This window comes from Longitalea luteola (genome assembly GCF_017356035.1).
GTDB classification, from domain to species: Bacteria; Bacteroidota; Bacteroidia; order Chitinophagales; family Chitinophagaceae; genus Niastella; species Niastella luteola.
Map to the genome: position 1 here is coordinate 665,101 of NZ_JAFIQX010000001.1, position 21,254 is coordinate 686,354.

Sequence of the window (21,254 nt, forward strand, 5' to 3'; positions counted from 1 at the left end):
TGCAGTGGTTTAAAAGAGTTTTTACAATGTCTTTACCTCCGCTTAACCATTGTGGTCTGCACATATAAGCAATAACTGCTACTTTTGCAATCGATTTTCGCTTTTGTTGACCATCAAATCGTTACAGAATGGCTGCTGATCCCGGTACGGATAATCCATCAAGTCCTTTCGCATCAATTCGGATAAAAGAATTTCGCCTGTTTATTATTCAACGGTTCTTTTTCATTATGGCCATGCGTATGATTGCCACCGTAATAGGCTGGAAAATGTACGAGATCACTAAAAGTCCGCTCGCCATTGCATTTGTAGGTTTATCAGAAGCCATTCCTGCTATTTCGCTGGCTTTGTATTCGGGGCATGTAGTTGACAAAAGCGACAAACGCACCCTGCTTTTCAAAATGCTTGTGTTGTATTTCCTCTGCTGCAGTGCGTTCCTGTTTATCACATTCCAGCAAACTGAATTGAGCCTGGGTAAGAGATTCGTTCAGTTTGCCATTTATGCGGTTATGTTCTGCACAGGGGTGCTACGATCTTTTTCGGGCCCGGCCACCAGCTCTATATTAGCGCAACTGGTGCCCAAAATTGTTTTACCCAATGCGGTCACCTGGAGCTCAAGCACCTGGTTAACAGCATCTGTGATCGGCCATGCTTCTGCCGGTTTCCTGGTTGCCTATACGGGTTATACCGGCACTTTTATATTGATCATGGGCTATGTGGCCATTGCTGGTTTGGCGCTGTTCCAGATAGAACGAAAACCCATTGTACATTCGAATAAGGGCCAGGCTACCTGGGAAAGTGTGAAGGAAGGGCTGCGGTATGTTTTCGGCACAAAAGAACTATTAGGCGCTTTATCGCTCGATATGCTGGCTGTATTGTTTGGCGGCACTACTGCAATGATCCCATTCTTTGCCGGGGAAATCTTACACGTAGGCGCCATTGGCTTTGGCTGGCTGAATGCAGCGGCTGATATCGGTTCCATGATCGTTATACTAACGCTTACCTTCTATCCGCTGCGGCGAAAGCAGGGCACGTTGTTATTGTTTGTAGTGGCTGGTTTTGGATTAAGCATCATTACTTTTGGGATCTCCACCGTTTACTGGCTTTCCTTCGTGGCATTAATGTTAAGCGGTGCGCTCGATGGCATCAGTGTGGTCATACGGGGAACCATTCTGCAACTGAAAACACCCGATGAAATGCGGGGCCGTGTGTCTGCTGTAAATTCCATGTTCATCAACTCATCAAACGAGATCGGTGCATTTGAAAGCGGTGTGGCCGCACATTTCATGGGTAAGGTGCCTTCTGTCGTTTTTGGCGGTGCCATGACCTTGCTGGTGGTAGTTATTATGTGGTTTAAAGCCCCAACACTTAGAAAATTTGAATACTAACAAAGTTTTTAGTCTATAGTTTGTGGTTTGTGGTTTGTAGTTGTTCAATTATTCGGTCTCGCGATTTGTTTTAAACTCAAAAACCTATAAACTAAATAACTTATGAACTGAATAACTTACGAACAGAATAACTTAAGAACTGAATAACTTATGATTCAGGTAACGTAAAATAATGCTGCCCCTGTTCATACTCCTGGTCAAGCGCATCGATGATGACCTGTAAATGTTTTGGATTACTGAGGAAATCGGCATTGCCGGCATCGATGAACAGCGTTTTAATATTGTGTTGCCTGATATAGTGCGTATAGGTTTGTTGAATGTTCAGCAGGTAATCATCAGGGATATTTTGTTCATAAGAGCGGTTGCGCTTTTTAATGTTCTGCTGCAGGCGGCTTACCGGTGCATGCAGGTAAATCAGCAGGTCGGGCTGAACCAGTTGCTGGTGAATGATCTCAAACAGTTTTTGATATAACCTGAATTCTTCTTCGGGCAGGTTGATCTTGGCAAACAGAAGACATTTGGTGAACAGGTAATCGGTTATGGTAACACGCTGGAAAAGATCCTTGGTGTGGATGAGTTCCTTCAATTGCTTATAACGTTCAGCCATAAAGAACAGTTCCACCGGGAACGCATATTGCTGCGGGTTTTCATAGAACTTCGACAGAAAAGGATTGTCGGCAAATTCTTCCAGTATTAAACGGGCATTAAAATGTTTGGCCAGCAGATGCGCCAGCGTCGTTTTACCGGCACCGATGTTCCCTTCTATTGTAATAAAATGATACTTCATATTTGGTGAATGGTCAATAGTCAATGGTCAATGGTGAATGGTCAATAGTCAATGGTCAATGTACCGGCTGAATAACTTAAAACTTTGAACTTAAAACTTTGAACTTTGAACTTTCTTCACTTCCAGTTCATCTTTACATTCCAGCAGCAATTCAGCAACGGTCTTATGAAGAACCGGATGTACAAATGAGGGCGCTATTTCATTGAGAGGCTCCAGCACAAAACGGCGGTTCTGCAATTCGGGGTGTGGAACGGTGAGGTTTGGTTCATCAATGATGTCATCGTTGTAAAATATTATGTCGATATCTATCAGGCGGGGCCCGAATCTTTCCAGCCGGCGCCGGCCCATTTTTTCTTCAACTGATAAGATGGTGGTGATAAGTTCCCGGGCGCTTAACGAAGTGGTTAATAAGAGCGCCTGGTTCATAAAAGCGGCCTGATCCGTTTTCCCCCAGGCAGCAGTTTCGTACACGGCCGATTGTTGGATGACGGGTCCACAGGCAGCCGATAACAGGCTTACAGCCTGGTGCAGGTTTTGCAACCGGTTGCCCATATTGCCGCCTATCAGTAAAAAGACTTTATTCATATATTGCATTCCCTCGAAGGGTCAAATATCTTTGAATTTCGTTTAAAATAAATTTGTTAATGAAGAGCTTTTTTAAAATATTCCTGGCATCTCTCCTGGCCTTTTTCGTGGTATGCGTAATTATCTTTTTCATTTTTATCGGTTTTGTGACCAATATAGCATCGAAGGAAAAGGTAAGAACGGGCGCCAAAGCGGTACTGGAGATAGACCTGGCCCGAACTTACCCGGAAATTGGTGTAGAGAATCCGCTGGCGCGTTTTTCCGGTAAGGAAGACGGTGATATGCCCTCGTTATACGATGTAATACGCCTGATAAAACATGCAAAGTCCGATTCGGCGGTAAAAGGTATTTACCTCAAATGCAGCAACAATGCGAATGGCATGGGCGCCAGCCAGGAGATCCGCAATGCTTTGTATGACTTTAAGTCTTCCGGCAAATTCATCTATGCTTATGGCGATGTAATTACCCAGGCTGGTTACTCGGTGGGCAATGTGGCCAACAGAATATATTGTAATCCCGAGGGTGGGGTCGACTGGCGGGGATATGCCATCGAGCTGGCCTATGTAAAAGGACTGCTGCAAAAACTGGAAATAGAACCACAGATCTTTTACGCCGGCAAGTTCAAAAGCGCAACAGAACCTTTTCGCGAAACATCTATGACGGAAGCTAACCGCCTGCAGTTATCGGTTATGCTGGGCGATATGTATGGCCGCTTTTTACAACAAACTGCCGAAGCGCGTAAGCTGGATACCGCCACCTTACATCAGTATGCAAATGAGTACCGCATCCAGTTTGCAGCAGACGCCGTGAAATACGGACTCATTGACGGATTGAAATACGATGATGAGGTAAAAACTGAAATAGCCGCCAAATTAGGTGGGGTAAAGCTCGACAAGCTCAATTTTGTGAACGTACAGAAATATGCCAAAGCAGTAGATTATAAACCCGATGGTACAGACAAGATCGCGGTTATTTATGCGCAGGGTGATATCGTTGATGGCAAGGGCGACCGTGACCGCATAGGCAGTATAACCTACCGCGACCTGGTGCGCAAAGCCCGCCTTGACGACAGGACCAAAGCCATCGTGCTTCGCATTAATTCCGGTGGTGGCAGCGCCCTGGCCAGTGAGAATATCTGGCGCGAACTTACTTTAGCCCGTAAAGTAAAACCTGTAGTGGTAAGCTTTGGCGATGTAGCCGCTTCCGGCGCCTATTATTTATCGTGCAACGCCGACAGCATTTTTGCGCAAACAAATACCATTACCGGATCGATCGGGGTGTTCACCCTGTTGCCGAACATGCAGAAATTCTTTAACGATAAACTGGGCATCACTTTCGATGGCGTTAAAACGGCGCCCCAGGCCGACATGTTAACGGCCACCAAGCCATTGACGCCCGCCCAGCGAACCTACCTGCAAAATAGTGTCGACTCTATTTATTTTACCTTTAAGAAAAGAGTGGCCGAAGGCCGTAAAAAAGATCTCGGTTATGTAGACAGCATCGGGCAGGGCAGGGTATGGAGCGGTTCGCGCGCCCTGCAACTGGGCCTGGTTGACCGCCTGGGCGGTTTGGACGATGCCATTGCCTGTGCAGCCCGGATGGCAAAAACAACTGATTACCGGCTGCGCGAATATCCTGAGCCACACAATGTGCTGGAATTGATCTTCGGAGGCTACAATGAAGAAGCTACCCAATCGGCCCTGCAGAAAGAACTGGGGGAAGAGGGTATAAAAACTTTCCAGACCCTTAAACGGGTAAAAGCGATGGTTGGGATTACGCAGGCCCGCCTTCCATTCGAGTTTAGTATAGAATAGGCCCCGGCCCCCTGAAGGGGGAGCTGTTATGAGTTTCCAGTTGCCCCGAGGCGGTTTCAGGGCGTTGACTTATGCCTTGTGCCTTCAGCCTTGCACCTTCAGCCTTGAGCCTTCAGCCTTGCGCCTTGTGCCTTGTGCCTTCAGCCTTTAGCCTTCAGCCTTGCACCTTGCGCCTTCAGCCTTTAGCCTTCAGCCTTTAGCCTTTAGCCTTTAGCCTTGCGCCTTCAGCTTTTATCGATAGCTTTGCCGCCTAATTTTTGAGCAATCTATGTCTGGTCAGTATAACCAATGGACCGCCATGTGGGCGATATGCAAAGCTACCATGCGCGCCATTTTTAAAAGTCCCCAGGCCATTTTCTTCAGCCTTTTCTTTCCCATCGTGCTGATAATGGTATTTGGCGCCCTGGCCGGGGGCGGGGGAAAAGCCTATGATATTGCCTTTGACGCCAAAAGCGATACCCTGAGCCCACTTTATTACTGGATAAAGAGTAATGCCCTTTTCGATATAAACGAGGGCAGCGAGGAAGAACTGCTCGACCGCCTGAAAAAAGGACGCATTACCGCCATGATCGATGTGCATAAACTGTCTGATCATAGTTTACCTCAATACGAGATCCGGTTGAAAACCACCTCAGCCGGTCAGCGCGAGCTGCCGGCGGTGCGTGAAGTGCTGGAAAGCATCATTGCCCGCGTAACAGCTAATGGAAATGAATACCAGGTAGCCACCATAGCCGTGGAAGAGATCCCTGGCCGGCAGTACCGGATGATCGACTTTTATTTACCGGGCATGCTGGGTTTCTCCCTCATTGGTTCGGCGGTGTTTGGGGTAGCTTTTGTTTTCTTTACCCTGCGCGAAACGCTGGTACTGAAACGCATGTTTGCCACCCCGGTAAAAAAAACCTTTATTGTGTTGGGCGAAAGCCTTGCGCGGGTGCTGTTCCAGCTCACTACTTCCATTGTATTGATATTATTCGGCACCTTCTTTTATCATTTTACACTGGCACATGGCTTTATCACCTTCCTCGAACTGCTGGTGCTGAGCTTTCTGGGCATTACCGTGTTTATGGGATTTGGTTTTATTATTAGTAGTCTGGCCAAAAACCAGCATGTGATACCCATCTATGCCAACCTGTTCATGTTCCCGCAGTATTTTTTATCCGGAACCTTTTTCCCCAAGGGTTTACTGCCCGACAGCCTGCAGGCAGTCATCAATTATCTGCCGCTGACTGCGCTGAACGATGCGATGCGCAAAGTGTCGTTTGAAGGCATGCATTTGCTGGGGGTAGGGAAGGAGATCACTATTCTTATTGTGTGGTGTTTGCTGGCCTATAGTGTGTTGATCAGGATATTCAGATGGGAGTGAAAGCTCGATTTCTGATTTCTTGATTGCGGGATTTCTTCATAGGCAGTCCTCGCGACAGATCTCTAAATCACTAAATTCCGAAATGCTGAAATTTCAAAACCTGCCTGCCGGCAGCGGAAGTCGGAAGTAACACAACACGAAAGCCAAGATCGGAAGACAGAAGACAGACACACAACGGACGTACACAGGGCCGAAGGTCCCGAAATCTCAAAATCCCGAAATCTCAAAATCCCGAAATCTCAAAATCCCTAAATCAAATCAGGAATCCCAAAATAAGGGAATTTCAAATCAGGAAATCTCGAAATCTCAAAATCAGAAATCATTTAGTATGCGTTTTATAAAACTGGCCATTATCAGTGCGATCGTGTTATTTGTGATCACTTATCTTTTTTCGCTGATCATTCCATCGCAGGTGCGGGTTTCCCGGGCTATTAATATTTCAGCGCCTAAAGACAGTTTGCGCGCCGCTGTTTCCGATCTGCAGCAATGGAAATCCTGGAATGAGCTGGTGAATAGCCAGGATCTTACCAATAAGCAATATACCGATCAGGCCTTTTCGAGTGATCAGCTCACCGTGACGAAAAAGTCGCTGGTGGGCGATAGCCTGCTTACCGACTGGCAGCAAAAAAATGCGCGCATGCTTTCCAGTGGGTTTGTGTGGCTGGGTGAGGACGGCCAGCTGGTACTACAATGGTATTTTGATATAAAATTGCGCTGGTACCCATGGGAAAAATTTGGTAGCATAGTTTTTGATAAGCAATTGGGGCCGTCTATGGAGAAATCGCTCGGTAACCTGAAAAAGTTGCTGGAGAACAATCCATAAAGGCTTATTTTTCATTTATCAGATCAGGTTGTGTACACCGGGCAAGATAATTTGTTCAGTGACCATCCTGGGACTAATAAATCTCTGACTTTTAAAAAACAATAAAAAAACATTTCAGATGAAAAAATTATTGCTTTTGTCTGCCATAACATGGGTTGCGTTGGGTGTACAGGCTCAGGACGACAAATCAAAAAGGCCCAGTCCGCCAGCCAAGGTAACAGAAACAATTAACAGCGGTGCTGTTATTACCATCGATTATAGCCAGCCTGCCGTGAAAGGCCGGGAAATCGGGAAGGACATTGCTCCTTATGGCAAAGTATGGAGAACCGGCGCCAATGAAGCTACAACCTTTGAAGTAAGCAAGGACGTAAAGGTAGAAGGCAAATCCCTGCCGGCTGGTAAATATGGTTTGTTCACGATACCCAATAAGGATGAGTGGGTAGTCATCTTCAATAAAACGCCGAACCAATGGGGCGCATACAAATATGTGGAGGCAGATGATGTCGTACGCGTAAATGTAAAGCCAACCAAAGCCTCGCAATTTACTGAACGTATGACATTCACCGTTGATAAAGATGGTAAGGTAGCGTTGTTATGGGGAAATGAGCAAGTAGCTTTCAACGTACAATAGGTTTCACGTATATAAGAGTAAAGTAAGGAAAAGCTGTCCTGAGCGTTAGCGGGGGATGGCTTTTTTTTTATCCCAACCCCCTGAAGGGCGAGTAAGCGTTGCAAGTTTCTAAAAGTTTCAGCGCCTTGCATTTCGTATTTCCCTGCAACCTGCATCCTGCAACCTGAAACAGGTTTATAATGGCTTAACCCAGAATCACAAACTGCCTTCTGCCAATTGCTAACTGCCCCTGCCTACTGGCCATTTTCTGCATGCTTTAGCCGGAACAGGTGGTATTACTAATTAGTTTAATCCTAAACCTGCAAGAAGCCGCAGTGCTGTGCTTTTTGTTTTGGTAATTTGCGTTTTTATGCTGAATTTGGTGTTAACTAACTGTTGTGCCATGCTTTACACCTTCAGCCAGGCAATCCAAATGCTGGGATTTTACCACCGGTCAGGAAAATATGATCATCCTGTAAACACTACCGGGCATACCTACACATTAATTAATTCAACTGTCACCACAAATTATTTGATGCCTGCAACGAGGCACTAGCATCCGTTGGTTTCCGCTACCCAACTGTAACTACTATCCGAAAAGATTATATAAACCTGTCCTTAGTCCAAATTCATGGTATTTAATTATTAATTCGAAAAAAAGGATTATGACCCATTTTTCATCAATGATTAGCCGGCCAGTAAAAGCAGTTGGCTTATTACTGTTCTGCCAGTTGATAGTGAGCCTGACCATTGCCCAGGTTCGAATCAGTGGCAAGATCTCCGGAGCGGCCAACCAGCCGCTAACCGGTATTTCAGTAACGATCAGGAATACCAATTATGGAACCGCTACTGACCCATCGGGTAATTACACCTTATCGGCTCCATTGAAGCCCGGCAACTATACGCTTGAGTTCTCCGGCGTTGGTTTTAAGACCACCACGCAGCAGGTGCAGGTAGGCAGTGCCGAGAGTTATACGGTAAGTCTTACGCTGGTAGAGGATGCATTGGGGTTGGATGAAGTGGTGGTAACCGGTACTTCAGAAGGAACTACCCGTAAACAGGTGGGAAGTTATATCAGCACCGTTAAAGGCGATGCACTTACCAAAGGCGCTACGGGCAATGTGCTGGCCGCACTGCAGGGTAAAACAGCAGGCGCCCAGATCGTTCAGAACTCAGGTGATCCTGCCGGTGGTATGTCGGTTCGATTGCGGGGTATCAGTTCCATCAATAGTGGATCAGATCCGTTATATATAGTTGATGGTGTAATAGTGAATAACGCTACCACGCGGGTTACCAATACCCAGAGTGGTTATGATGGCACCAACTTTATTGGCAGCGTCGGCCAAAACCGGATGGTGGATATCAACCCGGCCGATATCGAGCGCATTGAAGTATTGAACGGGGCAGCGGCGTCGGCTATTTATGGTTCAAGGGCTAATAACGGGGTTATCCAGATCTTTACAAAACGCGGCAGCACTGGTGCGCCGGTGGTTAGTTTTTCAACCGGTGTTATGATGAGCGAACTGCGCAAAAAGCTCGAAGTGAACCAGGCGCCAGTTAAATTCGGCGGTCCGGCCGACGGCACGGGTGCATTGACCCAGGATCTTATTACGGCGGTAGGAACCCCTTCCGCCCTGCCTACCACTACCAGTCCGGTTACGCGCTACGATTACCAGGATTATATTTTCCGCACGGGCCTGGGTACCGACAACAACGTATCGGTGAGCGGTGGCAGGGATAAAACCAAGTATTTTGCATCGGCCTCTTATTTCTTTAACGAGGGCATTATAAAGAATACCGATTTCAGACGATTCAGTTTCAGGGTGAACCTCGACCAGGAGCTGGCCAGTTGGGCGAGCATGGGCGTTGGCCTCAACTACATCAACAGTGCTGCCGATGAAAAGCCCGATGGTAATTCGTTCTTTTCACCTATGAACTCTGTGACCATCATTGGTAATTTCCATAACATCTGGGAGCGCGATGCGTTGGGTAATTTAAAGGCAGTGGGCGAACGCGGCCGCGTGAACCCTGTATCGGTTATAGAGGACTTCAAACAACGGCAGGAAACCAACCGCCTGATCGCCAACGCCAAATTGAAGTTAAAACCGGCGAAAGGACTCACATTCGATTACACAATAGGCGTAGATAACTATGGGCAGCGGGGTAATACATTTATGCCGCCTTTTACTTATAATGTCAACACTGCTTTTTGGGGCGGTGGCGCCAACCTCGATCCTGCATTGAATGGTTATGCCAGTACCGGGGCGAATAATTTCTTCCAGATCAACCATGAAATAAATGGTACTTACCAGGCCAATATCAGTGAAGATTGGGCGTCAACCACCCAGGTAGGTTATGCGGTACAGTACGAGAAATCGCACCTGAGCATCTTGCAGGGCAGGGGCATGACGCCCTTCATTGAATCGGTGACCAGTGCCAGCACGGCGCTACAGGGTACCGACAGCCGTAGCGAGTTATCAGTTTCAGGCGCCTATCTGCAGCAAAACTTTAAATTCAAGAACCAGTTGTTTATTACCGGAGCTATCCGGGCTGATGGTTCTTCGGTATTTGGTGAAGAAGAGCGTAACCAGATCTATGTTAAAGCCAGTGGCAGCTACCTGTTATCGGAAACCAATTGGTGGGCCGGTTTGGCAATATCCAAATGGTGGAATGTGGCCAAGCTGCGCGTAGCCTATGGCGAATCAGGGAACATGACAGGTATTGGCGCGTATGATCGTTTCAATTCCTACAGAAGCAGTACATTTTTAGGAAGATCTGCTTTGTATTCCATTTCGAGGTTGTCGAATGTGAATGTGGGACCGGAGAAGCAACGGGAACTGGAAATAGGTACTGACCTGTCTTTTTTGACCAACCGCCTGAACCTGCAGTTTAATTATTATAATAAAGAAGTAGAGGCTTTGCTGTTAGAGCGCAATATTGCGCCTACCAATGGCTATTCGAGCCTGCTGGATAATTATGGCACATTGGAAAACAAAGGGTTTGAGTTTGTATTAACCGGTACTCCGGTTCGCAATAAAGACTGGAACTGGGACATTACAGCTATCTTCAACCGTAACCGGAACAAGGCAGTAGGTATTGGCCAGGCGGCCGCCTTCAGCACCAATGCTGGCGCTCCGATCTATTTAATAGAAGATGCGCCTGTAGGCGTTTTCTATGGCACCTTCTTCGCGAAGGATGGCAGTGGCAACGAAGTAAAAAATGCATCCGGCTTTCCGCTCACAGAAAGAGGAACGCAGAATGGTTTTACTTCTTACACGGCTCAACGCGATAACAACGGGTTACCATCAGGCGCTGTGTTGCGGAAAATAATCGGCGACCCCAATCCTGACTGGACCGGCTCACTGGTGAATGAAGTAAGCTTTAAAAAATTCGGTTTACGCGTGCAGTTCGATGCGGTACAGGGGTTTGATGTATGGAATGCCGATTTCAGGACCAGGCAGGGCGTTGGTAATGGAAAAGTAGCAGAACAGGAACACCTGGGCGAGTTGCCCCGCGGCTATGTGAATAGTGTATACCAGATAGAAGAATGGCGGGTTGATGACGGATCATTCGTCAAGCTGCGGGAAATAAACCTGAGCTATCGTTTCGGTAAAACCAGGCTCTTTAATGATCTTACGGTAAGTGTAAGCGGCCGTAACCTCGTTTCCTGGGATGATTATAAAGGATATGATCCGGAAACAAATGCCGGCGGACAAAGCACTCTGTTAAGAGCCGTTGATTTCGGTACCGTGCCTATTCCGCGCACGTTCAGTTTTAATATAGCCGCTAAATTCTAACACGCAAATTTGATTTTATGAAGCTAAATACGATAAGATATACAACGGGTATTGCCCTGGCAGCAGTGTTCTTGACTACCGTGGGCTGTAAAAAAGAATTTACCGACCCCAATAATGCAGCTGTTGACAGAATCACTTCAGCTACCGGTTTAACGGGTGTTGCCATAGGGGTGCAGCGAGCGTACTCGGCCGGCCGCGCCAGTTCTGTATACAACCTGATAACCACCGATGGTTTTCTTACCAGGCAGTTGAACATCATCAACCAGGGTAATACCGCCGAATATCAGTTCTTTTTGGGCGGCGACCGGGTAGATCCTACCAATACCATGGTGCTGTCGTTCTGGACCAACAGCAACAAAGTAATATATGATGCCAATATCGTGTTGACATATGCACCGGAACTGGGCGATAAGAATTATGCCAGCGGGTTAATTGCCTATGCCAGCATCTTTAAAGCGCTGGCGATCGCCAATATGTCGATGTTCTGGGAACAGGTGCCTGATACCACCGGCATTGGCCTGCAGGTAAATTTTATTCCCAATACAGAAGGATTCAACAGAGCATTGGGCGTGGTAAATAATGCGCTGGCTACCGTGAGCGCCAACCCGATCAGTGCATCATTCCTGTCGAATATTCCTGCCGGCATCGATATCGTGAATACGCTGCAGGCATTAAAAGCGCGTTACAGTTTGTATACCGGCAACTACGCGCAGGCGTTAGCGGCAGCCAACGCAGTTGATCTCACCAAGAAATCGACCTTAAATTTTGATCTGGTTACGCTGAACCCGATCTTTGAAACGGCTACTTCCACCAACAATGTGTACCAGCCGATCGATTCTACAATGGGTTTACCACAGTCGTTGGAGCCGAATCTGGCCGACAAACGCGTGCCGTTTTATATAGGTATTGCCGCTTCATCGCCCCGTTACCGCATCAATGGGTTTGGCGCTACCTCCACTATTGCCATTCCCATTTATTTACCGGGTGAAATGATCCTCACGAAAGCAGAAGCACATGCCCGGCTGTCGAACCTGCCCGATGCGGTGGTTGAGTTAAATAAGGTGCTCACCAAGCAACCGGCAAACGATCCGTTTGGCGTAGGAGCCGGCCTGTCGCCTTATGCTGGCGCCATTACACAGACGGCGCTGCTGGAAGAGATCTACCGGCAACGCGCAATAGAATTATATATGTCGGGTTTGCGGCTGGTAGACAACCGCCGGTTCAACCGGCCGGTTACCGAACGTAAGCGCAGCTTTTTGCCTTATCCGTTCCAGGAGCATGATAATAATCCAAATACGCCTACCGATCCGGTTTTTTAAAATTTGTAATTCATACAGTTTCGTTTAAGAAGTGACCCTGCCGTATTTACGGCAGGGTTTTCTTTTGGTGTTGATGGATATCAATTAATGGAATTCTAAGGAATTATTGTTGAATACATGTATATATTTGAGGATGTCGAGGTAAAAATAACAGTGTAATTTGAGCTGACGGAGTATGATTCTGTAGTTTTGTTACCCTATGACAATTTCCACTATAGGGATGATCGCTGCCCTGCTTACAACAGCGGCTTATATTCCGCAGGCGTATAAGACCATCAAAACAAGATCGACCAAAGATCTTTCAATTGTTACTTTTTCCATGCTTTTTGTTGGAACTATACTCTGGTTCGTTTATGGGTTGTATATTCACGATACGCCATTAATGCTGGCCAACGGCATCACGGCTACTTTATCGGGTATCATATTTTTTATGAAGATCAGTTCCGCCAAAAAACGCCGGAGATAAAATTATTATATGAATGTAAGAGAAGCCCTTTTGACCGATATACCGCAAATGAACGAGGTGCGACTGGCCGTAAAAGAAAATGCTTTAACCGGTTCCGGTGAGGTAACGCAACAGGATTATGCTGATCATTTATCAGCGGGGGGAAAAGGCTGGGTGTGTGAAATGGATAACCGGGTGGTAGGTTTTGCCATCGGCGATCTTAACAGGCACAATTTGTGGGCCCTGTTTGTGCTGCCAGAATATGAGGAACAGGGAGTGGGCCGTGAACTGTTGATCACGTTGCTCGACTGGTATTACAGTCAAACCCGCGAAACGATCTGGCTTAGCACCGCCCCCGATACCCGGGCCGCTGAATTTTACCGGAGCTTTGGCTTTGCTGAAACCGGGAAAATGCCCAATGGCGAGATCAGGTTCGAATTATCGGCAGATGATTGGGGAGCTTAGCTTCCCAAAATATTCACTATCACTTCATACACTTTTTCCAGTTCCTGCTGCGTAATGCAGTACGGTGGCATAACATACACGGTATTGCCTAAAGGACGCAAATACACCCCCTGTTCAAGCGATTTGCGGGTAATCTCGAGTCCAATCGTATTTAAATAACCATCAGCACCGGCAACCATTTCAAAGGCCATAATAGTACCCAGCGAACGCACGTTTTTAATTCGATCAGCGAACCGCGCATCGGTACTTAATTGTTGAACGAACTGATTATGCTGCCGGGTGATCCTTTCCCTGTTTGCCTGGCAGTCGGCTTGCAGTAACAGGTCCATACTCGCCAGGGCGGCGGCGCAGGCGAGGGGATTGGCGGTAAATGAATGCCCATGGAAAAACGTCTTGCGCCGGTCATCGTCCACATACGCATTATGGATCTTAGCGGTGCAGGCTGTAACACCTAAGGCCATGGTGCCGCCGGTCAATCCTTTTGACAGACAAATTATGTCCGGCCTTTCTTCCACATACTGGCTGGCGAAGAGCCGGCCGGTTCTGCCAAAACCCGTCATCACCTCATCGGCTATACAAAGTACATCATGCGCATGGCATTGTTTCAGTAACTCGTTCAACGCCGTTGCTTCATACATATTCATACCGCCAGCGCCCTGTAACAACGGTTCATAAATAATACAGGCTATTTCATCCCAGGGGCCAGGGTAAGCCGGCCTGCCCCCGACGGGTGGATCAATAAAAATGACCTCGAATAGTTTGTCATGAAAAGCCATATTGAATACCCCACGTTCACTGAGGCTCATGGTGCCAAACGTATCGCCATGATAGCTGTGATTCAGCGCCAGGATCTTGTTACGTTTGGTATTACCCTGGTTCCACCAGTATTGCAGGGCCATCTTAATGCCCACTTCCACCGCGGTAGAACCATTATCAGAATAGAAGATCTTAGCAAAGTCGCCGGGCAGTATTTCCAGCAGCCGTTCGGCCAGGCGAACCGCCGGTTCGTGGGTGAAGCCGGCAAATATTACCTGTTCCAGGGTTTTTGCCTGTTCATAGATTTTTTCGGCAATATAGCTATTGGCGTGCCCGTGAATGGTGACCCACCAGCTGCTGATGGCGTCGATGTAGGCTTTTCCATGGGCGTCTATAATATAAACACCTTCTCCTTTTACAATAGGGATGGTCGCGGGCATCGACTTCTGCGGCGTATACGGATGCCACACTACTTTTTGATCTCTTTCGCTAAGTGTTGCCATAATTTTAAAGGGAGCAAAGGTAGTTCTCTGTTTCTAGTCGGTTCAAATTTAAATTTCAAATTTTCAATTCCATGAGGCGGTTGCTTGTTACAGGTTACAAGTTACCAGGGTTTCAATCACAGTATGCTGAATAACAGTTTTAGTGGCATAAATCCAAGGCCCTGAAACCTGGAAACTGAAACCTGTAACGGCTATTCATATGATTGATTTATAATATATTCCAATCAACCATAATTGATTTACTTTGTTTGTGCAACGGAATGGCATCGGTTATTGTCAACCACATAACAAGAAATGGATTATAACAGGCTGGTAAAAGATTGTTTGAAGGGGCTGCCGGAGGCCCAACGACAGCTCTACGAGCATTTTGCTGAGAGTATGTTGGGTGTGTGCTATCGCTATACCAAGTCTGTTGCCGATGCAGAGGACGTTTTGCAGGAAGGGTTTATTAAAATATTCCGCAACCTGCACCAGTTCAAATTTGAGGGAGAGCTGGGCGGCTGGGTCCGCCGGATCATGGTGAATACGGCTTTAAATTATCTCAAAAAGAACAGCCGCTATCAAACCGATCTATCCTTTCCTGAAACCAGCCTGCACCCGGTGTCAGATGACAACCCCGAAGTGGCACTGCAGGCAAAGGACCTGGCCGAGTTGATCCGCCAGTTACCGGCCGGTTATCAAACTGTATTCAACCTGCATGCAGTTGAAGGTTTTTCTCATGTTGAAATAGGCAAAATGCTTGGAATTAACGAGGGAACTTCCCGGTCACAATATGCCCGTGCACGCGCATTATTGATCACCTGGTTAAAAAAAACGACCGTAGAAACAAAAAAGGAAACGTATGTCCGACCACGAATTTGAGAAACAGGTACATCAGAAGATGCAGGAGCTTAAGCTTCGGCCTTCTGATTCCGTATGGATGGAGGTGGAAAAAAATATCCGTCACGGCAAACGCCGCCGCCGCTTTGCGTGGCTGTGGGTAGCCGCCCTTTTTGTAGGTGTAACCACCAGCGGTTACATCCTTTATCGGTATGCCTGGCAAAATGATGCTACAACAAATGTGGCCGAGGCTGCTTCAAAACAATCTTCCACCCAAAAAACTACCGGATCGACCAATTCTACTCTTAATACGCCGAATAAAAATAATACTGCTTCACAACCGGCCGGTGAGAACAATCAACCCACCGGTGACAATACACCAAACGCTGCCACACCACAGACCGGTGCTGCCGAACCGGCCACCGGGGCACCGGTAACGTCAGCAGGAACAGCCTATGAAACCGGCAATCCGAATGAAATACCGCCGGCTCCTGCAGCTATTGAAAATAACCCGGCAAATAATTCCATCACCAATAAGAACAGCAGGCCCGCTGGAAGCCAGCTGGCGGCTGTAACCACCGATAAACCGCGGTACAGAAAGAAGAAAGGAACGCGTGAAGCCATTGTGCGGCAAAAACCGGTTCAACAGGAATTGATGACATTCAATGATGCCGTACAAACAACGGAAGCTGATGAACATGTTCTTAATGGTAGAATGCCTGCCCTGGTAGTAGGTCCAGATAATGCAATTGCTACCCAGAAAGCGGCACCGGCGCCTTTCAACAGCCAGTTCCCTTTATTGATGCCTGATTCGTCCGGCATCAGCACTGCCCATGCAGCGGCAATTCCCCGCCGGAAAGCATCTTTATGGCATTGGGGTGTAGTTGCCGACGCCGGTTATTCGCGCATTGCTGAAAGTAAACTGTTCCAGTTACGTGGTTTATTGGGACAGGAAAAATACCTGGCCGAAGATCTGTCGGCCCGCAGTTCGGCTAATGTGGCCCCAAGCGGCAGCGGCAATCAACAGCTCAATTTTACTTCCAATACGTTCCCGGTGAGAAGTGCATCGGCCATACAACCTGATTTTTCATTTTCAGCCGGTTTGTTTGTGCAACGTACCTTATCACCGCGGCTTAAGATATCAATCGGACTGGAATATGCCTATATGAGCGTAAATACGCAGGTAGGTAAATGGTTCGACTCTGCCATCGACGTTAATATCGGTTCGAACAATCTGAAAGTGGTTGACCATTTTTATGGCACCCCGGGTTATATAGATACGGCAAGGGGCGGTATGTATGCGAATTTCCAGACCGTTGACCAGAATAAAGTGTATTACAGTCAGAAGCAACGGTACCGCTTTCATTACATAGAAATTCCTTTACTGCTGAACTGGCAAATAAATAAAGGAAGAAAGCTACCGCCTGTTGCCTTTGAAGGTGGTATATCTATCGGTCAGCTCATATCTGCTCAGGCACTACATTTTGAAGGAGTAAAAGGCGTGTATTACGAAGACAACAGTCTTTTGAATAAAACGCAATTGAATTTTGTCACCGGCCTGAATGTTGGTTTGTTTCAACACAGCAAACATCCTGTATGGATAGGCCCCAACCTGCGATATGCACTCAATGGGTTGGTTAAAAAAGACGTGTCCTCCGGCCAATACCTTTGGTCAACCGGGCTTAGCGTAAAGATGATGCTGGGAAGGTTGTAAAAACAGTCCTGTAAAATTTACAGGTTATTGCAACGCTTGTTTCATGCAGTTTGTCAGTTATAAAAAAGCTAAAACTTATGAAACGGCATCCCATGCTGGTTTTACAGTTAATGGTGACTGTAATACTGATCGGTTTTTTTTCTAACTGCGATAAAGAAAAGGCCACCCGCACATACACCTGGTACGAGCCTGTTTACAAAACATTGACCGAAGTACGGGCCGGGATGAAAAGCGGTCCGGCCCAGGCGCTGAAACATCCGGGTAAGATCTATATCTACGGGAACTACATATTCCTCAATGAACAGAATGAAGGCATTCATATCATTGATAACACGCAGCCGGCAGCACCCAAAAGGATTTCGTTTATTCCGATTCCCGGCAATGTTGATCTCGCTGTTAATGGCAACACCTTATATGCCGATTCATATAGTGACCTGGTGACATTTGATATCAGCAATCCCCAGGCCGTAGTGGTAAAAAAGTTTACAAGCGACGCGTTCCCCAATCGCATATACTATTACAGCAATTATAACAGCAGGAATCCTGATTCGATTAAAATTCCTGTAAGCTGGATAAGACACGATACAACACTTCCTGCTGACCAGTATCCGCGCAGTCTTCTCGGTCTCGATTATATAGCCAGCAGCAGCTTTGCATCAAGTGCTCCGGGTAAAAGCGGTATTGGCGGATCGATGGCCCGGTTCACCCTGTTGAATAACTACCTGTATACAGTAACCGACCGTGAGTTATATGCTTTTGATATTTCTACTCCGCAGGATCCTCAATTCGTTAAAAAATCATTCATCGATAACCAGCTGATAGAAACCATCTATCCGTTCAAGAACAAATTATTTATAGGTTCTACGCAGGGCATGTTCATCTATGATGTATCAACGCCTGGCAACCCGGTTAAACAAGCCCAGTTCACCCATGCCCGTAGTTGTGACCCGGTTATCGCCGATGACAATACCGCTTATGTTACCCTGCGTTCCGGTACTTTTTGCGGTGGTAACATAAACCAGCTGGAAGCGATCAATATCACCGATATTTTCAGACCTACGCTTATAAAGACGTATAGCATGACCAATCCATTCGGTTTGGGTAAAGATGGCAATGTGTTGTTCATCTGTGATGGCAAGGACGGCGTTAAAGTGTATGATGCAGCTCAGCCGGCCGATCTCAAGTTGATAAAACAGATTAGTGGTATGGAAACCTATGATGTAATAGCCTGGAATAAAAAAGCATTGGTAGTAGCGAAAGATGGTTTGTACCAGTTTGATTATTCCAATGTAAACCAGATCCGGTTACTCAGTAAAATAAGCCTGAACTAATTCCCGGATATGCGAATAAAGATCTTTTTATTAGTTGTTCTTAGCGGGTATGGTCTCATATCCACTGCACAGGAAGCCAAACAGGAACAGCCGGCCACTAAAGGCTGTTCCTGTTCCTTCAGTTCCATAAACCAGGGTGGTGTGTTACACGGCAGCCGCGGCCAGTATTTCCAGTTCCAGACGATCAATGGTGTTAAATATAAAGCCTGGTTTGCCGGTATAGGCCTGGGGCTCGATCATTACTACCGCCTGGGTTTCCCGGTATTCCTGGATGTAAGGAAGTATTTGTTTGATAAACCAACCACGCCCTTCCTGTATGTTGACGGCGGTGTTCACCTTATAGCCCAAAAAAAAGAACAGGTGAGCCAATGGCATTATAACCGGTATAAGAGTGGGTGGTATGCCGATGCCGGCATCGGAATGAAATTTGGTTTCCAGGGCAAAGGCCGCTGGTTGATAAGCACCGGCTATAGCTACAAGAACATTACCCGCGACTTTAAATCCAGTGTTGATTGTCCTACCAACCGTTGCTATGAAACGTTTGAAACTTACAGGAATTATCTGCACCGGTTGTCGTTGAAACTGGGTCTGCAGTTTTAATAGATGCGCTGTGCACCTGCCTGTCGGCAGACGGATTTAGCCATTTAAAGAGCAGAAACTGTGGCACAGTCTTAACCCTTCAGAAATTTCACATTACGCTGGATGCCCTGGAATTTGGCGCGCTTTAAGGGCGAGTGCCTGAAGATCTGTTTGAACGCTTCTTCGGTCAGCGATTCCCATTCTTTGGTAGTGAAGTTGAGTATTTCCGGGATAGGAGTAAACTCCGTTTCCCGGGTTGGCTGGGCAAAGCGGTTCCACGGACAAACATCCTGGCATACATCGCAGCCAAACATCCAGTCGGCGAACTGACCTTTTTTATCATCGGGCAATAACAGATCTTTTAATTCAATCGTATAATAGGAAATGCACTGGCTGCCATTGATCACTTTGCCTTCCGAAATAGCGCCGGTGGGGCACGCATCGATACAACGGCGGCAGCTGCCGCAATAATCTTTGGCAATGGGATCGTCGTATTCCAGCTCAAGATCAACGATGAGCGTGGCAATGAAGAAAAAAGAGCCCTGTTGTTTGGTAATGAGGTTGCCGTTTTTACCTATCCAGCCCAATCCGCTGCGGTGCGCCCAGCTTCGTTCGAGTACCGGCGCGGAATCAACGAACCCTCTACCCTGTACTTCTCCGATGTGTTCATTAATGAGCGCCAGCAGGGCATGCAGCTTCTTTTTGATCACTTCATGATAGTCAGCCCCAAATGCATATTTCGAAATATGCGGCGTGCCCGTTGTTTGCTGCTGCTGCGGAAAGTAATTCAGTAATACTGTGATCACCGATCTGGCGCCAGGCACCAGTTTGGTGGGGTCGATGCGCAGATCGAAATAATTTTCCATGTACTGCATGTTGCCATGCAAGCCTTTGTTCAGCCATTGCTCCAGCCGCCGGGCATCATCGTCCAGCCGTTGGGCCCGGGCAATCCCGCAAAAGTCGAAACCCAGTTCGCGCACGAATGATCTTATTTGCTGGGTATGTTCAAGTTTATAGTTCAAAGTTTTAGGTTCAAAGTTTTAGGTTCAAAGTTTTAAGTTGTTTGGAAGTTTGTACCTGCATTATCGGTTTGCAATTTTATGACTGCATTTCGGAAGGCTGCGTTGTGCGTTAAGCATTAAGCGTTCTGAATTCGTCTTGTAAGTATTCTTCCTGTTCCTGAATGCGGAATTTTTTGCGGAAGCCCGATGGGGTAAGCTGTTTCAGCTTCAGGAATTGTTTGTTGAAATTAGCCAGCGTATTGAAGCCGCTTTCGATACTGATCTCGAGAACGGTCTTCTGTGTATCGATCAACAGTTTGCAGGCATGGCCGATGCGTACTTCGTTCAAAAAATCGACATAGGTCTTCTTGGTGCTTTTTTTAAAATAACTGCAAAAGGCCGGAATGCTCATGCCAGCGGTGGACGCCACATCACAAAGGGCAATCGGTTCCTGGAAATTATCGATGGTGAACTGGTAAATGCGGTCGATACGGTCCTTGTTTTTGGCCTGAAAGGTTTTCACCTCCTGTGTAGACACCGTTTCATATTCATGAGCGGCGGCTATTACCTGTAAACATTCGCAGAGCCGGATGATGCGGGCAAATCCTTCTAAATGTTCGAGTTCAATTAACAAGGTTTTTAATTGCTGCCGGCTGGCGCCCCGGATCTTCAGTCCCTGGGAAGCTATGGCAAACAGTTTCAGGATGCTTTTGCTTTCAGGTAATTGCATGAAGCCGGGACCCCAGAAATCGTCGGTGAACTGCACAACGACTGCTGCGGTAACCAGGTCTTTATGGGCTTTTTGAAATGTATGGGGCAGGTTGCTGCCCAGGAAAAAAACGTCGTCGGTCTTGAATTCGCCAATATAATTGCCAATAAAGGCAGTGCCTTCGCCTTCGATGAACAGGATCAGTTCATACTCAATATGCTGGTGCCAGGGTACTTCAAAATGGGGCGTACGGTAGGTGCGCGCCACAAATGAGGTGTTCTGGGAAAGTGGTAATTTTTCAACTAAAGGTTTCATGCCTTAGCCCCTCCGTTACACTATTTTAAGCAAAAATAAACATATTGGATATCAGTTATATTAAAATAGTTTATGTTTTCGAAAATAAAGTGGAAGGCCAATTTATTAATATCTGATAATTTCGATTCTTCGAT

Annotated in this window: 18 protein-coding genes; 13 read left to right on the plus strand and 5 right to left on the minus strand. The window is 46.9% G+C overall.

Annotation, left to right across the window (positions count from 1 at the left end; genetic code table 11):
• The first annotated feature begins 128 nt into the window (after nucleotides 1-128).
• A complete protein-coding gene (locus JUB15_RS02470; protein ID WP_207510731.1) occupies nucleotides 129-1,385 on the plus strand; it encodes an MFS transporter in 1,257 nt (418 codons plus the stop codon).
• A 148-nt stretch (nucleotides 1,386-1,533) separates the two neighbouring features.
• Here JUB15_RS02470 and JUB15_RS02475 read toward each other — a convergent pair whose 3' ends face one another.
• Nucleotides 1,534-2,172: a deoxynucleoside kinase gene (locus JUB15_RS02475; RefSeq protein WP_207510732.1), complete on the minus strand. Its 639-nt coding sequence runs from the start codon at nucleotides 2,170-2,172 to the stop codon at nucleotides 1,534-1,536.
• Nucleotides 2,173-2,262: 90 nt separating this feature from the next.
• Complete coding sequence (gene folK, locus JUB15_RS02480; RefSeq protein WP_242696168.1) at nucleotides 2,263-2,757, minus strand: 2-amino-4-hydroxy-6-hydroxymethyldihydropteridine diphosphokinase; 495 nt, start codon at nucleotides 2,755-2,757, stop codon at nucleotides 2,263-2,265.
• Between the two features lie 59 nt (nucleotides 2,758-2,816).
• On the opposite strand from folK, the gene sppA reads away from it, so the two are divergent.
• From sppA to JUB15_RS02520, 8 genes are all read left to right on the plus strand, one after another.
• Nucleotides 2,817-4,571, plus strand: coding sequence for a signal peptide peptidase SppA (sppA, locus tag JUB15_RS02485; protein WP_207510734.1), 1,755 nt, complete (start codon nucleotides 2,817-2,819; stop codon nucleotides 4,569-4,571).
• 268 nt (nucleotides 4,572-4,839) lie between these two features.
• Complete coding sequence (locus JUB15_RS02490) at nucleotides 4,840-5,934, plus strand: ABC transporter permease (RefSeq protein WP_207510735.1); 1,095 nt, start codon at nucleotides 4,840-4,842, stop codon at nucleotides 5,932-5,934.
• 328 nt (nucleotides 5,935-6,262) lie between these two features.
• Nucleotides 6,263-6,757, plus strand: a complete 495-nt coding sequence (locus JUB15_RS02495; protein ID WP_207510736.1) for an SRPBCC family protein — start codon at nucleotides 6,263-6,265, stop codon at nucleotides 6,755-6,757.
• 118 nt (nucleotides 6,758-6,875) lie between these two features.
• Nucleotides 6,876-7,388, plus strand: coding sequence for a DUF2911 domain-containing protein (locus JUB15_RS02500; protein WP_207510737.1), 513 nt, complete (start codon nucleotides 6,876-6,878; stop codon nucleotides 7,386-7,388).
• A 644-nt stretch (nucleotides 7,389-8,032) separates the two neighbouring features.
• Complete coding sequence (locus tag JUB15_RS02505) at nucleotides 8,033-11,164, plus strand: SusC/RagA family TonB-linked outer membrane protein (RefSeq protein ID WP_207510738.1); 3,132 nt, start codon at nucleotides 8,033-8,035, stop codon at nucleotides 11,162-11,164.
• 17 nt (nucleotides 11,165-11,181) lie between these two features.
• A complete protein-coding gene (locus JUB15_RS02510) occupies nucleotides 11,182-12,483 on the plus strand; it encodes a RagB/SusD family nutrient uptake outer membrane protein (protein WP_207510739.1) in 1,302 nt (433 codons plus the stop codon).
• 199 nt (nucleotides 12,484-12,682) lie between these two features.
• On the plus strand, nucleotides 12,683-12,949 hold the full coding sequence (locus JUB15_RS02515; protein ID WP_207510740.1) for a SemiSWEET family sugar transporter: 267 nt from the start codon (nucleotides 12,683-12,685) through the stop codon (nucleotides 12,947-12,949).
• Between the two features lie 9 nt (nucleotides 12,950-12,958).
• Entirely contained in the window at nucleotides 12,959-13,393 is a 435-nt protein-coding gene (locus JUB15_RS02520; RefSeq protein WP_207510741.1) for a GNAT family N-acetyltransferase, read from the plus strand.
• Here JUB15_RS02520 and bioA read toward each other — a convergent pair.
• A complete protein-coding gene (bioA, locus tag JUB15_RS02525) occupies nucleotides 13,390-14,652 on the minus strand; it encodes an adenosylmethionine--8-amino-7-oxononanoate transaminase (protein WP_207510742.1) in 1,263 nt (420 codons plus the stop codon). The genes JUB15_RS02520 and bioA overlap by 4 nt on opposite strands.
• Nucleotides 14,653-14,946: 294 nt before the next feature.
• Between bioA and JUB15_RS02530 the strand changes: the two genes are divergently transcribed.
• From JUB15_RS02530 to JUB15_RS02545, 4 genes are all read left to right on the plus strand, one after another.
• A complete protein-coding gene (locus JUB15_RS02530; RefSeq protein WP_207510743.1) occupies nucleotides 14,947-15,513 on the plus strand; it encodes an RNA polymerase sigma factor in 567 nt (188 codons plus the stop codon).
• Nucleotides 15,494-17,185: an outer membrane beta-barrel protein gene (locus JUB15_RS02535; protein WP_207510744.1), complete on the plus strand. Its 1,692-nt coding sequence runs from the start codon at nucleotides 15,494-15,496 to the stop codon at nucleotides 17,183-17,185. Before JUB15_RS02530 ends, JUB15_RS02535 begins: the two co-directional genes overlap by 20 nt.
• 77 nt (nucleotides 17,186-17,262) lie before the next feature.
• Nucleotides 17,263-18,516: an LVIVD repeat-containing protein gene (locus JUB15_RS02540; RefSeq protein ID WP_207510745.1), complete on the plus strand. Its 1,254-nt coding sequence runs from the start codon at nucleotides 17,263-17,265 to the stop codon at nucleotides 18,514-18,516.
• Between the two features lie 9 nt (nucleotides 18,517-18,525).
• Nucleotides 18,526-19,116, plus strand: a complete 591-nt coding sequence (locus JUB15_RS02545; RefSeq protein WP_207510746.1) for a hypothetical protein — start codon at nucleotides 18,526-18,528, stop codon at nucleotides 19,114-19,116.
• A 71-nt stretch (nucleotides 19,117-19,187) separates the two neighbouring features.
• On the opposite strand, the gene queG is transcribed toward JUB15_RS02545, so the two are convergent.
• Nucleotides 19,188-20,117 (minus strand): tRNA epoxyqueuosine(34) reductase QueG, encoded by a 930-nt coding sequence (gene queG / locus JUB15_RS02550; RefSeq protein WP_207510747.1) that lies wholly within the window; start codon nucleotides 20,115-20,117, stop codon nucleotides 19,188-19,190.
• A 109-nt stretch (nucleotides 20,118-20,226) separates the two neighbouring features.
• Nucleotides 20,227-21,120 (minus strand): AraC family transcriptional regulator, encoded by an 894-nt coding sequence (locus JUB15_RS02555; RefSeq protein WP_207510748.1) that lies wholly within the window; start codon nucleotides 21,118-21,120, stop codon nucleotides 20,227-20,229.
• Nucleotides 21,121-21,254 lie beyond the last annotated feature (134 nt).

Bases quoted from the DNA above. Each gene is read 5' to 3' on its own strand.
- JUB15_RS02470 (WP_207510731.1), top strand. From the start codon at position 129: ATGGCTGCTGATCCCGGTACGGATAATCCATCAAGTCCTTTCGCATCA.
- JUB15_RS02475 (WP_207510732.1), bottom strand. From the start codon at position 2,172: ATGAAGTATCATTTTATTACAATAGAAGGGAACATCGGTGCCGGTAAA.
- folK (WP_242696168.1), bottom strand. From the start codon at position 2,757: ATGAATAAAGTCTTTTTACTGATAGGCGGCAATATGGGCAACCGGTTG.
- sppA (WP_207510734.1), top strand. From the start codon at position 2,817: ATGAAGAGCTTTTTTAAAATATTCCTGGCATCTCTCCTGGCCTTTTTC.
- JUB15_RS02490 (WP_207510735.1), top strand. From the start codon at position 4,840: ATGTCTGGTCAGTATAACCAATGGACCGCCATGTGGGCGATATGCAAA.
- JUB15_RS02495 (WP_207510736.1), top strand. From the start codon at position 6,263: ATGCGTTTTATAAAACTGGCCATTATCAGTGCGATCGTGTTATTTGTG.
- JUB15_RS02500 (WP_207510737.1), top strand. From the start codon at position 6,876: ATGAAAAAATTATTGCTTTTGTCTGCCATAACATGGGTTGCGTTGGGT.
- JUB15_RS02505 (WP_207510738.1), top strand. From the start codon at position 8,033: ATGACCCATTTTTCATCAATGATTAGCCGGCCAGTAAAAGCAGTTGGC.
- JUB15_RS02510 (WP_207510739.1), top strand. From the start codon at position 11,182: ATGAAGCTAAATACGATAAGATATACAACGGGTATTGCCCTGGCAGCA.
- JUB15_RS02515 (WP_207510740.1), top strand. From the start codon at position 12,683: ATGACAATTTCCACTATAGGGATGATCGCTGCCCTGCTTACAACAGCG.
- JUB15_RS02520 (WP_207510741.1), top strand. From the start codon at position 12,959: ATGAATGTAAGAGAAGCCCTTTTGACCGATATACCGCAAATGAACGAG.
- bioA (WP_207510742.1), bottom strand. From the start codon at position 14,652: ATGGCAACACTTAGCGAAAGAGATCAAAAAGTAGTGTGGCATCCGTAT.
- JUB15_RS02530 (WP_207510743.1), top strand. From the start codon at position 14,947: ATGGATTATAACAGGCTGGTAAAAGATTGTTTGAAGGGGCTGCCGGAG.
- JUB15_RS02535 (WP_207510744.1), top strand. From the start codon at position 15,494: ATGTCCGACCACGAATTTGAGAAACAGGTACATCAGAAGATGCAGGAG.
- JUB15_RS02540 (WP_207510745.1), top strand. From the start codon at position 17,263: ATGAAACGGCATCCCATGCTGGTTTTACAGTTAATGGTGACTGTAATA.
- JUB15_RS02545 (WP_207510746.1), top strand. From the start codon at position 18,526: ATGCGAATAAAGATCTTTTTATTAGTTGTTCTTAGCGGGTATGGTCTC.
- JUB15_RS02555 (WP_207510748.1), bottom strand. From the start codon at position 21,120: ATGAAACCTTTAGTTGAAAAATTACCACTTTCCCAGAACACCTCATTT.